12 protein-coding genes are annotated in these 14,315 nt (G+C 29.8%); 5 read left to right on the plus strand and 7 right to left on the minus strand.

Features of this window, described 5'->3' with window-relative positions; translation table 11 throughout:
- Positions 1–51: 51 nt before the first annotated feature.
- Positions 52–1,197: a serine hydrolase domain-containing protein gene (locus EYW44_RS08845; protein WP_132723308.1), complete on the minus strand. Its 1,146-nt coding sequence runs from the start codon at positions 1,195–1,197 to the stop codon at positions 52–54.
- An 81-nt stretch (positions 1,198–1,278) separates the two neighbouring features.
- Complete coding sequence (locus EYW44_RS08850) at positions 1,279–2,436, minus strand: helix-turn-helix domain-containing protein (protein WP_132723309.1); 1,158 nt, start codon at positions 2,434–2,436, stop codon at positions 1,279–1,281.
- Positions 2,437–2,854: 418 nt separating this feature from the next.
- Here EYW44_RS08850 and EYW44_RS08855 point away from each other — a divergent pair, with 418 nt between their 5' ends.
- From EYW44_RS08855 to EYW44_RS08875, 5 genes are all read left to right on the plus strand, one after another.
- The gene (locus EYW44_RS08855; RefSeq protein ID WP_132723310.1) at positions 2,855–3,760 is read left to right on the plus strand and encodes a hypothetical protein; all 906 of its coding nucleotides are present in this window, start codon (positions 2,855–2,857) and stop codon (positions 3,758–3,760) included.
- A gap of 90 nt (positions 3,761–3,850) precedes the next feature.
- Positions 3,851–5,392: a glycine--tRNA ligase gene (locus tag EYW44_RS08860; RefSeq protein ID WP_132723311.1), complete on the plus strand. Its 1,542-nt coding sequence runs from the start codon at positions 3,851–3,853 to the stop codon at positions 5,390–5,392.
- 89 nt (positions 5,393–5,481) lie between these two features.
- Complete coding sequence (locus EYW44_RS08865; protein ID WP_132723312.1) at positions 5,482–5,709, plus strand: hypothetical protein; 228 nt, start codon at positions 5,482–5,484, stop codon at positions 5,707–5,709.
- Positions 5,710–6,119: 410 nt separating this feature from the next.
- Positions 6,120–7,046, plus strand: a complete 927-nt coding sequence (locus tag EYW44_RS08870; RefSeq protein ID WP_132723313.1) for an OmpA family protein — start codon at positions 6,120–6,122, stop codon at positions 7,044–7,046.
- A gap of 12 nt (positions 7,047–7,058) precedes the next feature.
- Positions 7,059–7,697, plus strand: coding sequence for a hypothetical protein (locus EYW44_RS08875; protein WP_132723314.1), 639 nt, complete (start codon positions 7,059–7,061; stop codon positions 7,695–7,697).
- 269 nt (positions 7,698–7,966) lie between these two features.
- On the opposite strand, the gene EYW44_RS08880 is transcribed toward EYW44_RS08875, so the two are convergent.
- The 5 genes from EYW44_RS08880 to EYW44_RS08900 form a co-directional block, all read right to left on the minus strand.
- Complete coding sequence (locus EYW44_RS08880) at positions 7,967–10,669, minus strand: hypothetical protein (RefSeq protein ID WP_132723315.1); 2,703 nt, start codon at positions 10,667–10,669, stop codon at positions 7,967–7,969.
- A 160-nt stretch (positions 10,670–10,829) separates the two neighbouring features.
- Positions 10,830–11,264 (minus strand): TIGR02594 family protein, encoded by a 435-nt coding sequence (locus EYW44_RS08885; RefSeq protein WP_132723316.1) that lies wholly within the window; start codon positions 11,262–11,264, stop codon positions 10,830–10,832.
- Between the two features lie 299 nt (positions 11,265–11,563).
- Complete coding sequence (locus EYW44_RS08890; protein WP_132723317.1) at positions 11,564–12,109, minus strand: hypothetical protein; 546 nt, start codon at positions 12,107–12,109, stop codon at positions 11,564–11,566.
- Between the two features lie 7 nt (positions 12,110–12,116).
- Positions 12,117–13,379 carry a hypothetical protein gene (locus tag EYW44_RS08895; protein WP_132723318.1) on the minus strand — a complete coding sequence of 421 codons (1,263 nt, stop codon included), beginning with the start codon at positions 13,377–13,379 and terminating at the stop codon, positions 12,117–12,119.
- 85 nt (positions 13,380–13,464) lie between these two features.
- Complete coding sequence (locus tag EYW44_RS08900) at positions 13,465–14,088, minus strand: DUF2589 domain-containing protein (RefSeq protein WP_132723319.1); 624 nt, start codon at positions 14,086–14,088, stop codon at positions 13,465–13,467.
- Positions 14,089–14,315 lie beyond the last annotated feature (227 nt).

Raw genomic sequence — 14,315 nt, forward strand, 5'->3', positions numbered from 1 at the left:
TTATAAAGTAAAAAATATACTTGTAACGTTATTATTTTCTGGGTTTGTTAGTTATTGCTTACTTAATTCAATAATAAAATCGTTACACATAGGTGTTATCTTTTCATGATAATCTTCTACGTTAGAAAGTATCAAAACTCCTATTTTTTTGTTTTTATCCATTATTAATATGGATGAGAATCCTCCTGTACCACCATCATGAGCTAATAAAGAGAAGTCTTCGCTTTCATAAATTCCCCATCCTAAGCCAACATAATTGTCAGTTTCTTTTTCAAATGTTTTTTGTTGAGGAAGATTGTAAACAGGGTTGTTTTCAAAGTTTTTACGAATAAATTTCTCCATGTCTTTTACAGAGGATTTGATTGAGCCGGTAGCTGTTGTTGTTTCAGTAAAATTCCAATGTGATTGAATTTCTCCATTAATATTTCTAGGTTCTATCAAGTCAGATATGTTTACTTTGTTAAGTAGTGTTGTGCTACTGTTCATATTAAGAGGTTTAAAGATTAGCTCCTGTAGTAGTTCTTCGTAAGTAGTATTTCTTTTTTTTGCTAAACAATACCCTAAAATTCCTGTAGCAATATTTGAGTATTCATAGGTGCTTCCAATTGGATTGCTAAGTGTTACGTGGTTTTGTAAATAACTTTTCAAATTATTAAAAGTATAAGTTGCATAAGGATCTTTAGGATTGAAATTTTCAATTTCATCAATATTGCTTGGTAATCTAGGTAACCCAGAAGTGTGATTTGCCATGTGTTTAAAAGTTATGTTACCAACATTTAAAATAGGGAAGTCAAATTGTTCTTGAAGAGATTCAGATAAACTAACTTCGTTATTATTAATCATGCTTGATAAAGCAATACTTGTAAATACTTTAGTTATTGAACCAATTTCAAATATATTATTTGTGTTGTTTATTGTTTTTAGTGTGTTACTTTCATTAATTACTCCAATATATTCCGTGTTTTCTTGTGTAACGAGAGCAATAGAAACTTGTGCTTCTTCTGGAAGAGTTGAAAGTCTTTTCTCTAGTATGTCGACGTATTTTTGATTATTAATTTCATCTGACAAAGTGGAGTTAGGTTTTATAGGTTCTGTTTTGCTACAATTTGTTAGTAATACTAGTATAGCTGTTACAATAAATAGAGGTGTTTTTAGAGTTTTTTTTCTCTCTTGTTTTTTTTGTTCAAAAATTTTCATTGCTATAGATTTTAATTTATCTAAGGCAAAACTCAGTAAAAGGTATGAGTTGAGGGTTTTGAAAACACCGAATCGTACAAATCAATACTTTTTTAATGATTTTTTATAAGCATTTGGAGTCATACCTGTGAACTTTTTGAATGTATTGTGAAATGAAGATTTAGAGGAAAAGCCACACTCAAGCCCAATTGCTAGTAAACTATAATTGTCAAATTGTTCATCTTTAATAAATGATTTTACATCTTCTACTCTGTATTGATTGATATAAGTTGTAAAGTTGTTTCCTGTTTTTGAGTTTATAATTTGTGAAAAGTAATTAGGGCTAATCCCTAACATTTCTGCCACTTTATTTCTGTCTATTCTACTGTCTCTATATATTTTTTTTGTTAAACAAAGTTCTTCTAGTTCTTTTAAATATGTGTTCTCCTTTTCTAAATCAGTATTTATTTTTACAGATGCTTTTGAATTATGGTTGTCAGTTGTTGTGTTTTTTATTTTATTTGAGTTAAATATCTTAACTGTAAGTAGTGCTTTAACTTTTTCTCTGTCGCTTTTTAGTTTTAATTTATAAATACCAGAATAAGCAATCCAGTGAATAAATAAGGTTGTAAACAATGCTATTATTTGTATAATGCTAGCTATAGTTTCAACAGCAAAGGGGCTTAAAATAAATAAAAGAATTACCATTGATAATAAAAAAGTTTCAAATCTCCATAAGGATAGTAACCATTTTTTTTCTTCTTTGTGTTTTGAAAGTTGAATGTATTTGTATGTTTTTATTAAAGAATACGGGATAAACGAAAGAATAAAGATGTACATAAAACCAACTAAAATTAAAACTATTAAAGCGTTGTTTTCGTTTATCTCTTCAGTGTTTTGAATATTAAGGTCAAGTAAAATCAATATAATAATAATTGATAATGCAGGAATAAACAACCTATATTTCTTTTTAGAAATAGTGTCGTAAGATTGTACTTGATGCATTACAAATAATAAGATAAATGAAGGGAATAATAATAAAGCGTCAAAAATCTCTATAAATTTTAAAAAAGGATATGTTTTGTATGAATCAGTAATTTCTAAGCTAATATCTAATAAAATCCAAGAAGCAGAGAAAAGAGCAAATGCAAGAAAACGATTAGACTTGCTTTTAAAAAAAGGAGAGTTTAAAAGTGTAAAACCAATGACTGCCCCTTGAAATATGGCGATACTAAAAAGTATGAGTTTAGCTAAAAACATTTATGATGAAAGTGAAAACAATTTTATTCAAAAATAAATATTAATAGTGAGATTTTTATTATTTATTTTTCTTTAGAGGACTTGATTACTTTCACTAAAAATATATTCTTGAACAAGAATTTTTAGATAAAGCATAACTGTAAAAACGATTTAATAATTTGAATGTTTTTTAAAAAATGTTAACCTTTTTTGATGTATGTTAATTTTTGCAGGTATTTTTTGGTTTAACTTGATGTATATCAGTGTTTTGTTTTTTGTGTTTTTTGCTTGAGATAACATAATTACCTTATCTAATTTATAATTTTAGAGTCCTTTTTTCAGTTCGGTAAAATTTTTATACCTTAGTATCGTTATTAAGTTACTGTTCATTTTTTATTAAATGACTGATTCGTAAGTATAACCCCCAATCAGTATAATAATGAGTACTAAAAGTTATAGAAAACCTAACGGTTTTAAATTTCTAATTGCAGCAATTGTTGCACTCTTAATCTTTTATTCTTTCAAACTCAACAGCGATTATAAAAAACTGGAAGATGCTTTCTCTGAGCAAAAAATTGAATTACAATCCGAGCTAGATGAAATTATAGAAGATTACAGAAACATTAATGTTAAAAATAAGGATTTATCTAAGCGATTGATTAAGGAAATCAATAAGATTATTGTGCTTAGAGATTCTATTAAAAACTTAAAAAAGTCTAATTACAATTTAATTGTAAAGTATTCTAGAAAAATTGTAAAACTAGAAAGAGAAAACAGAAGACTTTTTATTCAGGTTGATTCATTAAACAAACAAAACTATGAATTGCTACAAGAGAATATTGTAGTAAAGAAAAAGTTAAATGAAAACAATCAGTTAGCAAAATCACTTACAGCTAAAAATGAAACTTTAATGCAAAAGCAAGAAGTTTTAGAAGAAAAAATGAGTATAGCTGAAGTAATTGAAATAGATAACTTTCAAGCAATAGCTATGAAAGAAAGAAGTAGTGGTAAACTTACAAGTACTTCAAGATCTAGAAGAACTGATGCTTTTAAAATTAAGTTTGATTTACAGCCTAACCCGGTTACAAGCCCTGGTAAAAAAGAAATTCTAATTCAAATTTTAGACGAGAATAAGAATGTAGTTGCTGCTAAAGGAAACAAAATCATGAAAAGTGGTGACACCATTGTTTTTAGTGATAATATAGTGGCAGATTATGATAATCAACAACTTGGAGTCGTTTCTCTAGTGTTGGTAAATAGAGGAGATATTAACAAAGGTAAATATACTGTTAATACATATGTTGACGGACAGTTTTCGGGCAAAACAGACCTAAGTCTCCGATAAAGAATTTAATTACAACAATATTATTAAAAGTGAAGAAAATTAAATCTTCACTTTTTTTATTTAATAAAATGCAAATTATATTTTTGTAGCATGGCAAAACAAGAAGATCAATTTAAGAAGGTTATATCACACGCTAAAGAATACGGTTATATTTTTCAATCATCTGAAATATATGATGGGTTAAGCGCTGTTTATGATTATGCTCAAAATGGAGTAGAATTAAAAAAGAATATTAGAGAGTACTGGTGGAAAGCAATGGTTCAAATGAACGAAAATATTGTAGGTATAGATGCTTCAATTTTAATGCATCCAACCACTTGGAAAGCTTCTGGACACGTTGATGCCTTTAATGATCCTTTAATTGATAATAAAGATTCAAAAAAACGATACAGAGCGGATGTTTTAGTAGAGGATTATTGTGCTAAAATTGAGGCTAAAATAGAAAAAGAGGTCAAAAAAGCTGAAAAGCGCTTTGGAGATGCTTTTAATAAAGAAGAGTTTGTTTCTACTAACGGTAGAGTTTTAGGATACCAAGAAAAAATCAATACTATTTTAGGACGATTAGCTAAGTCTTTAGAAAATGAAGATTTAGCAGATGTAAAAGCATTGATTGAAGAGTTAGGGATTGCTGATCCGTTAACAGGTTCTAAAAACTGGACAGATGTAAAGCAGTTCAATTTAATGTTTGGAACAAAACTAGGGGCTTCTGCTGAAAGTGCAATGGATTTATATTTACGTCCAGAAACAGCTCAAGGAATTTTTGTGAACTTCTTAAATGTTCAAAAAACAGGAAGAATGAAGCTTCCTTTTGGAATTGCGCAAACTGGTAAGGCGTTTCGTAATGAAATAGTTGCAAGACAGTTTATTTTTAGAATGCGTGAGTTTGAACAGATGGAAATGCAGTTTTTCATAAAACCAGGAACTCAAAAAGAATGGTATAAGCATTGGAAAGAAACTAGATTAAAGTGGCATCTTTCTTTAGGTATGGGGGAGGATAATTATCGTTTCCATGACCATGAAAAATTAGCACATTATGCGGATGCAGCTGCTGATATTGAATTTAGATTCCCGTTTGGTTTTAAAGAGTTAGAGGGAATTCACTCTAGAACTGATTTTGATTTAAAAGCTCATGAAGAGCATTCAGGTAAAAAATTACAGTATTTTGATCATGAAGAGAACAAGAGTTATGTTCCTTATGTGTTAGAAACTTCTATTGGGTTAGATCGTATGTTTTTAGCGGTTTTCTCTAAATCTTTAATAGAGGAAGAGTTGGGAAATGGAACTTCAAGAGTTGTGTTACGATTACCAGCTGTATTAGCTCCTACCAAAGCAGCAATATTGCCATTAGTGAAAAAAGATGGTTTACCAGAAGTGGCTAGAAAGATTGTAGATGATTTAAAATGGGATTTTAATGTTTCTTATGATGAGAAAGATGCAGTTGGTAGAAGATACCGTCGTCAAGATGCTGCAGGTACACCTTTCTGTATTACGGTAGATCATGATACTTTAGAAGATAATACAGTAACTATTCGTCATAGAGATACAATGGAACAAAAACGTGTTAAAATAGAAGAATTAAGAGCGATTATCAAAGAAGAGGTAGATATGCGTTCTTGGTTAATGAAAATGTAATAAAACGCATTTAGAATATATTATTTAAGGCATCCTATTAATTTAATTAATAGGATGTTTATTTTTGCTCAAAAATTAAATCATTTTTTATGAAGACTGTCTTAAAAATATTGTTTATTATTTTTTTACTTTGGATGGTGATAGGTGTTTATTTATTAAATACAAATCATGAAAAGGCTCAAGTTATAATGGGGCTTGGAGTGTTATATATGGCTTTTGTTTTAATGCCTACATTTATATTCCATAGGTATAGAGACGGGAAATATAAGAAGTATATAATCAATCAGAATAGTAATAAAGAAGAAGAAAATTCTTAGATTTTAAAATTACAATTTAATGATAAAAAAGAGGCTGTTTTTCTAAAAAAAAACAGCCTCTCGTCGATTAATACAATTACACAATACTTGTTGTGACTTTTATGAGTATGGACTTGTTAAAGTTGGATGTACTAAAACTGTTTTAGTTTCAAAATCAATTTAAATATTATAAGTCTTCGTTTTAGTTTTAAAAAGTTCCATTTATATTATAAGACCTGTTTTTTTTAAAAATGTTTCATGCAAAGTAGTTTGTTAACAAAATAATAACATTAGGTATTCGTTTTTTTTGATTTGTTGAAGTGTTAAATGTCAGTCAATACTGTTAAACAGTCTTGTATTTTAAGGTAAATAATGTTAAATTTTTAAAAAAAAATTAATAAATTCACAATCAACAATCTAAACGTAAAATCATGAGTAAAAAATTATTGTATCTCATTGGTATTTTAGCTGTCATTATATTGGGCATTATTTTTAGTTTAAAATATTGTTGTTGTCCTTTATGTGGAGCAGAAGCTACCCCCGTTTCCAATGAAAATGAAAAATTAATAACAAAGGAGGTTTATAAAGAGCCAACGCTCTATCCTTTTAGTGTCAAAGATGGTCAAGGAGATTTATCACTTCAAATTAATGATAACTTTAATTTTGAAGAATCTAATCTTAATTTTTTAAAGCCTATTTCTTCAAATTTGGATATGCAGATTGATAAGTTAAAAGATTATTTAACTTCAAATGATAATAAATCGCTATCCATTACTGGTTTTTTTACAGCAAATGAAAAAAATAATTCTGCATTTCCAAACTTGGGTATTGCAAGAGCTAATTCTGTGAAAAATTATTTTGAATCTAAGGGAATTCCATCTAAGATTATGAATACGTTTGGTCAAGAGAAAAATGGAATGGTTGCAGATTCGTTAAAAGTGTATCATGGTCCTGTAAACTTTAATATTCTTGAGTTTAAAGATGATTCAGATGAAATAGCAAAATTGGGAGAGTATATTAAGGCTAACCCAATTGTTTTAAATTTTAAGACAGGACAAGCTCATATTAACTTAACAGCTGCTGAGCGACAAGAAATTGCTGATATCGCTAAGTATTTAGATAAAGTTGAAGGAGCTACTTGTATTGTTACAGGGCATACAGATAATACAGGTGATGCTACTGTTAATATGAAGTTAGGACAAGATAGAGCAGATTTTGCAAAACAGTATTTAGTAAGAAATGCAATTCCTGCTAGTAAAATAACGGCAATATCAAAAGGTCAAACAGAACCTATTGCAGATAATAATACCGATGAAGGTAAGGCAAAGAATAGAAGAACAGTTATAACAATTAAATAAAAAATTAAAATTATGGACAATATTTGGTGTTTTATCATCCCTATTATAGTAGGTTTATTATCGGCTTTATTAGGATATTTGTTAGGTAGAGAGTACCGAAAAGATTCAGAAGAAAATAACAGCGATAGTGAATTAATATTAGAATTAAGAAGTAAAATAAATGGTTTAGAATCGGATTTAAACGATTGTAAAAAAAGTAGGATGTCTTTAGAAGCTGATTTGAATGCTTGTGAGCAAAGTAAACTTGGTTTAGCGTCTGATTTAAAACTAGCAAGAGAATCAAGTTCAGATGCATCTAATTTAGGTATGGCGGCTTCATTTGCTGCAGGAGCAGTGGCTGAGAATTTGATTCCTTTTAATGGTGATGCTGCAAAAGCGGTTTTTGGTAAAAAAATTAAGCAAGATGATTTAAAAATTATCGAAGGAATTGGTCCTAAGATTGAAGGGTTATTTCATAATTTTGATATTAAAACATGGAAAGCATTAAGCGAAGCTTCAATAGAAAAATGTCAAGAGGTTTTAAATAGTGGGGGAGAACGATATAGGATTCATAATCCTGGTACTTGGCCGGAGCAAGCAAGATTGGCTTACGAAGGTAAGTGGGCTGAGCTTTTAAAATGGCAAGATGAACTTGACGGAGGAAAAGCATAAGATGGTTTAATAAACACTTTACAAATAAACCCACTAGGCATAATAGCCGGGTGGGTTTTTATTTATTTTCTGAAATTTCTGATAATGTATATTCAAGGGTTGTTAATTGAGGTTGAATAGAAACGTCTTCTTTTTTGTAGAGAGTAAACTTCTTATTCTTTTCTTTTGAAGGTTGTTTTGAGTCTATATAGTTATCAATTAAATCCGAATATTCTTGTTGTGTTGGTTTATTATCTGTCTCAAAATAGTTTTTTAATATCTCCTTATTTTTAAAATAAAACTGGTTTTTCGTTACTTAAATAAAAGCTGCCTTTTAGTCTCATTGTGGCATTTGTTACTGGGTTGCTTTTTAAGAATGTGTTATATAGATTTTTATCTGCACTTGTTTTTAGTTTTATTTTTATAAAACCTAGTTCAAAATTTGAATTAATTGAATAAAAGTCTGTATTCCAACCTGAAAATTCCTCAACTATTACTTGTGATATTCCGTCAGAAGAAATGTATTTATTGTTGATTTTCTCATAAGGGTCAATAATTAGTATGTTTAACGGTGAGTTTGATCCTTCTAAACCACCAGTTATATCGTCTAATGTTACAATAAAGTCTACTCTATCACCTAGATATCTATAACTGCCTTTCATTTGACCAGTGTATTCATTTCCATTAGCTGGTAGTATTTTAGGGGTTAATATTCCGCTTCCCTGTATTAATGAATGATTATCAACATATTGTTTTGTTGTAAAATCATTTTGATCTTTAGGTGTTTTACCAGAAACTCTTCCTAAAAAATCAGCTACTTTTACCTCTTCTGTATTTCGATTGTCTGTAAAATAGAGTATCATTTTATCTGTTCCTCCGTTGATGTCTTTGTTTACAGGTGTCTTAAAATTAATTCTATCGCTGTTTGCAATAATTTGTAATCCTCTTTCAGAATGATCGTTTTTAATTTCAAAAGATTTGCCTAGTAAGGTTGTTGTTCCTCCATTTGCGTTACATAATAGTCCTTCTGTATTAATAACCTGACTTCTTAGTCTTGCGGGTGAATTAATAATGATATCTTTTTTATCTGTGATATTGCCTTCTTCTAATATGGATTTTAGATCTGGTGTTTTACTTTCGGTGTTATTTAAAAGCGTGCTAAAATCTACCGTGAAGGTAGAATTATCTTCACGCTTAAAAGTAGCAATACCGTTGGTGTCAACAGTGCCTGAAACTAAACGAGCTAAATTGGTGTCGTCTAAATAGGTGTTTAGGTCAATCTCTTTGACAATTGTATTGTTCTTTAATAATGCTAGTTTGTTGTTTGTAATTTCGGAAAGTGTATATTCAGGAATTAAGTTGTCTAATTCTTTGCTTGTTATAAAAGGGAATTCACCTTCTCCATTATTTATTAAATCAGAAGTAGTTTCTAAATATTTCCAAGAGGAAACATTTTCTATTTTTTTATCATCAATAAAAAACTCTTCTGATACTATCAAGTTATCATTGTTTAGGACAGTTCTTCGAGTGGCTATTTTATTGGTTTCAATTGTGTCGTATGTGTTTTGCCTTACAGTGACAGGACCAGTAGTTTTTTTTCCAGACTCGTTTGTGATAAAATAGTTTCCAATACTGTTTGGGGTAGAGGTTCCGCCAAATCCAGAAATAGGAATCAGTATATTGTTTTCTTTTTTGCCCCAATAACTCCAGTGTGGTAAAGTTTCTCCAGTAAGATCTTTGAATCTATTGTAGAGTTTATGATAAATGTGTTGTACGGAGTTTGCTTTGCCTGTATGTGGGTTGATAGTATGTATAATTCCTGAGTCTATCCTATAGTTAGATGCTAAATTTTCATTATTGAAATTATAAATAATTCCTTTATATCTAAGTCCAGATATTGTCGGATTGTTTTCGTTGAAATATATATATTCTATAGTGTCTGTTGTTATTGTTTCTTTATGGTTTTCTACAATAACAGTTCGTTCTATTGTTTGAGTTTTGTTTTTAATAAAGTCAGTTTGAGTATCATCGGTTTGATTCCAGTCCGCTTGTAGTTGATTTGAGTTATTTGTATTTTGTTGATCAACCTTTCTTATAGCTCCAGATGAGTCTATAGTGATATATTGATCTGTTTCTGAGTTTCCTTCATCTAGTTCTGTTAATTTTAGTTTTTCAATTTCAATGGTTTTAGTGCTTAAATCACCTTTAATAGTATTACCAATATTAAGTTGATTACTAATATTATGTCCTCCTATTTCTATATTAGAACCAATTATAATATTTCTACTACCACTTCCATCCGTTGTAACAGAATTCCCTCCTATAATTACATTATCATTAAAGTTAACTCTATCTTCAGCAGCTCTAGAACCTATAACAACATTATTATTAGAATTGTTATTTCCGTTATTTCCTAATCCTCCTAAAACAGATTTGCCTATTAATACATTATCATCTCCAACACCATCAAGAATTGCATCTTTACCAATCACAATATTGTTGATTCCTCTAGTTTCTCCTTCGGAGTAAGGGGTTTCTTCTGTTCCTATCAAAATACTATTAAAATTAGATTGAGCATCACTCAAGCTATCTATAGATAAAGAAGTAGCTGGTAAATTACTAAAATCCACTGTAAAGGTAGAATTATCATCGCGTTTAAAAGTAGCAATACCATCAGTGTCTACAGTTCCAGAAACTAAACGAGCCAAATTGGTGTCGTCTATATAATTTGAAAGATCAATCTCTTGAATAATGCTGTTGTTTTTTACTAAGCCTATCTTGTTATTTGAGATTTTTGTTAGTGAGTATTCAGGTAGCCGTTGTTCTTCGGTAACTGTAACTTCTCCATTTTCGTCAATTACAAATCGTCTATTAGGTTTTCCTGTTTCTTGTTTGCTGTCTATGTAGCTATCAATTAAGTGAACGAATTGTTCTTCTGTAGGTACGTCACCTTTTTCAAAGTACGTTTTTATGGTCTTCTTATCCTGTTTCATTTAAATTGCTTTTAAAACTGCAATATTAATCTGTGGTAGCTATTTTGACAATCTTTTGATAGCAATCATTCTGTTGTTTCAGTAGTTATGATGATTTTGTTAGAAACTGTAGTGAAGAAAAAGAGCTGTTAGAAAATGCTAACAGCTCTTTGTTTTATTCTTAGAATTTATTTTTTTTCAATTTTCTAAAGTCTAGAATTCGGTTCTTTGGATACGCTTTTATACTTACACTATTTCCCTGATTTCCTCCTAGCAAATAAACATAACGTTTTGATTCTTTTATTAAAAAACCTACATGTCCTTTCCAGCTAGTAGGATCTTCTCTCCATAATACAACTACATCGCCGGGTTGCGGTGAGTTTGTTGATTCACCAACGCCCAGCCAGCTCCTTGCATTTAATTTTTTTGAATGTTCAAATCCAGCCTCTTTTGCTACCCAGTTAGCAAAAGCGCTACACCAAGCCGTTTCGTCTTTAAATTTTGATTGTTCAAATCCTATAGACGTGAAGTAGTTGATGATTTGTGGATGATCTTTCATTCCTTTTACTTCCTTTACTCCATACTGTGATAAAGCTACAGATAAAACATTATTCATACAATTGTTTGTTTTTTTACCTGCAGATAAAATTTATTGTTTGAAGATTCTCTTTCTTTTTTCTTTACCGAATTTGGGTTTAATCTAAACTTAATTGGTTCTGCGAGGTTTGAGGTTAAAAATATGTTCTAGTTAAGTTATGAGAACAATACAAATATACAAACATTTTACTGTTTATACAAACATATTACTGTTTTTATTTTGCTTTAAGTTGGTTTTTTTTGTGTTTTTTACAAACAAAAGTGTCGTTATGTTTAATTTTCAAACATAACGACACTTTTAAGTCTGTTTAAGGTTAACTAAATGCTCTCAATATCTATTTCTTCGCCTATGATTATCAAAACGTCTGTTTTGTTGATTAGGTTGGTAATTTGCATAGTGATTCCATTTAACTGAGGATGTTGCTTGCAAAAACTCCATATTCTCTCTAAAAAAAGCGTAAAATTTTCAGAAGGATTGTATTTGAATTGATTAGTTTGATACACGACCCCCAATAGCTGTGTGATCAAACTTTTGGCATTTTCTAATTTAATTTGAAATCCTTCGTATAAATTCCATAAATCTTCTTGAGATTGCGTTAGTAAACTTGCGCAAAATTGTAATTGTTCACGTTTTTTGTTTCTTAAATCCTTAGGGATAAAAGCGGACAATTCTCCTCTTTTTGTGGCAAATTTAGAAGCCTCGGTAATTCTGAGTTTTTGAAGCAACTCTTCAGTTTCAATTAGCCAATCTCTTAATGTTTTTGAGCTTGTGGCTCTTTTGTGCTCAATGCTATTTACAATAAAGTGCACTTGAGAAAGCTGTTTTTCCAATCGATTGATGGTGTCTATAATTGATCTTTTCATGGCTTTTTTATTCAGGCAATAGTTTGGTGTCTACGTCTCCTTTTTCATTTTCTGATGAATGCCATTCTAGTCCTTCTTCATTCAATGTCATTTTTATTTGCATCACATTTTCAGGTTTTAAATCCTGAAGTTTATGGCTTTCAACGATCACTTTTGTTTTTTGGCTTTCTACTTTTCGTTCTTTAATAGAAGAGGCTAAAGTTGTTTCTAATTTTTTGTTTACGGGTTCGGTTACAACGAAATTTCTGATAAAAGGAATGTATTGTGAAGAAAATTCTTCGATAAATTGAATTAATGCAATTTTAGGATCTGTGCCTCTTTCTAGAAAGTCTATCAAATCTGATACCTCGGAAGAGTAATTATAATTTTGTGTTCCTGGAGTTAATGTGTAAATATTATTTAATTTTTGAGCATAATTGATTAAAAAACTAGTCATTTTAGCATAAAAATTTTGACTAGCCACAAAATTTCCTCTCGAAAACAATTCAGCTTTTAATTTCTCTTCAGCTTCACTAATGTTAATTGGCTTTTCAAAATAATGATGTGTGTTATTGATAATTAAAGTAGCGTAATTTTCAAGTAATTCTGTGTGGTAATACACAAGTTCAGTGTCTTTATCAAGAGTATTTATTCTTGCTTGCTCTAAAAACTCTATTCCTTGGTAAACAATTGTTTGAATTCTGTCTTTTATTTCTTCGTCTGGAATAGGTGAATTGAATACTTTCTCTAGAGCTTCAATGGTAAGGTTATTGAATTTTTTAGGATCAATAGGTTTAAAAAATATTTGTAACAATAAAAAAAGCTCTCCTTTAAGTTTGCTCTTATCTGTATTTTCAAAATAGAGATCTAAAAAAGCATTACTTATTTTATTTACATAATTTTTTAACGCAGTTTCTTTTTCTTTTCCTGCTTTTATTTCCTTTTCTAAGTTGGTTATTTCGTTTGAAATTACCGATTTTAATTTAGTTGAGAAGTTTCTTTCAAATGACGTTTGTTGTGCAACATCTTTTAAAATAGCATATGTTTTTGAATTAAAATTTACATTGTCAACCGGTTGATAATCTTTTTCGTACGAGTTCTCTAAAGCGCCAATTGCAACAGGAATAGTAAGTTCTATGTTTTGTGCTTTAAATCTTGGTATTGAAAAATGCTTTAATAAATCGTGTTTTGCAAATTGTTCTGCAATTTCTAAAGATTTTAAATCAGACATCATTCTTGCTTCTGAAATACTGCTAGTTATACCACCTAAATATTCGTTAAGATCTATCATAGTTGTTTTGTTTAAATTGAAAAAGGAAATATTTTGAGAAATAGGCCATTCCAAAAAGGAATGGCCATAATTAGAGAATTATAAATTAAGAATTAACGGTAGCAATACCATCTTCTAAAAGATCTAATACTCTTTCTAAGCCAACTGGTAATTCATCATTCACAGCTTTTACTCTTACACCTAAGTTATAAGTTTTGTCAACTTTAATTCCTTGTGAAGTGTTTCTTTTGTATGAGGCAGAAGCTTTAAATCTAATTCTTCTGAATTTTAAACCTAATTCAGCGCTTGCTCCAAACTCAGATGAAATATCTTTTGTTTCTGTAGAGCTTAATCTAGCATTAAAATCAATGTTTACTTCATCAATACGAATTGAAGGAACCGTTAACATTGTTAAAAATGGAACTTTGATTCTTACTTTGCTGTCTAAAAACTCAGTAGTTGTGTCTGTAGTTCCTGGTAATCCCTCATCAGATAATTGATCTGCAGTTTTACCTAAATGCGGGTTAGGGATTGATTTGTTGTATTCAAAATCTACATAGCGTAATGCATCTGGTTTACTGTCATCGTCGTCTTTAGCAAAACCAACTTCTTTAATAAAGTCTACAGTAGCCATAGAAGCTTCTGTCTGTGCCTCAATAGCAGCCTGTAAAGGTCCTCCTATGTATACGTTAAAATCCAAACTGTTTAATTCCGGTACTAAATTTGCCATATTAATTATTTTTAAAAAGGTTAATGGGTGTTTACTCTGTTGTTTTAATTGGATTTTCAACTTTCTCCAATCTGTCGAGCTAGAATGAGAGAAATAATATTGTTTTGTTAAAGACACTTAGGTTAGCGCTACGACACTAAGAAGCCTGCAGAGCAAATAATGATTATTTCTGTTTCTTTCTAAAAGTTTCTTCTCTTACGATTGGAAACTCAACTTAATAAAATGTT

The sequence above is a fragment of the Tenacibaculum sp. M341 genome (genome assembly GCF_004337695.1).
Taxonomy (GTDB): domain Bacteria; phylum Bacteroidota; class Bacteroidia; order Flavobacteriales; family Flavobacteriaceae; genus Polaribacter.

Coding starts and splice junctions, on each gene's coding strand:
- EYW44_RS08845 (WP_132723308.1), bottom strand. CDS start 1,197: ATGAAAATTTTTGAACAAAAAAAACAAGAGAGAAAAAAAACTCTAAAA.
- EYW44_RS08850 (WP_132723309.1), bottom strand. CDS start 2,436: ATGTTTTTAGCTAAACTCATACTTTTTAGTATCGCCATATTTCAAGGG.
- EYW44_RS08855 (WP_132723310.1), top strand. CDS start 2,855: ATGAGTACTAAAAGTTATAGAAAACCTAACGGTTTTAAATTTCTAATT.
- EYW44_RS08860 (WP_132723311.1), top strand. CDS start 3,851: ATGGCAAAACAAGAAGATCAATTTAAGAAGGTTATATCACACGCTAAA.
- EYW44_RS08865 (WP_132723312.1), top strand. CDS start 5,482: ATGAAGACTGTCTTAAAAATATTGTTTATTATTTTTTTACTTTGGATG.
- EYW44_RS08870 (WP_132723313.1), top strand. CDS start 6,120: ATGAGTAAAAAATTATTGTATCTCATTGGTATTTTAGCTGTCATTATA.
- EYW44_RS08875 (WP_132723314.1), top strand. CDS start 7,059: ATGGACAATATTTGGTGTTTTATCATCCCTATTATAGTAGGTTTATTA.
- EYW44_RS08880 (WP_132723315.1), bottom strand. CDS start 10,669: ATGAAACAGGATAAGAAGACCATAAAAACGTACTTTGAAAAAGGTGAC.
- EYW44_RS08885 (WP_132723316.1), bottom strand. CDS start 11,264: ATGAATAATGTTTTATCTGTAGCTTTATCACAGTATGGAGTAAAGGAA.
- EYW44_RS08890 (WP_132723317.1), bottom strand. CDS start 12,109: ATGAAAAGATCAATTATAGACACCATCAATCGATTGGAAAAACAGCTT.
- EYW44_RS08895 (WP_132723318.1), bottom strand. CDS start 13,379: ATGATAGATCTTAACGAATATTTAGGTGGTATAACTAGCAGTATTTCA.
- EYW44_RS08900 (WP_132723319.1), bottom strand. CDS start 14,088: ATGGCAAATTTAGTACCGGAATTAAACAGTTTGGATTTTAACGTATAC.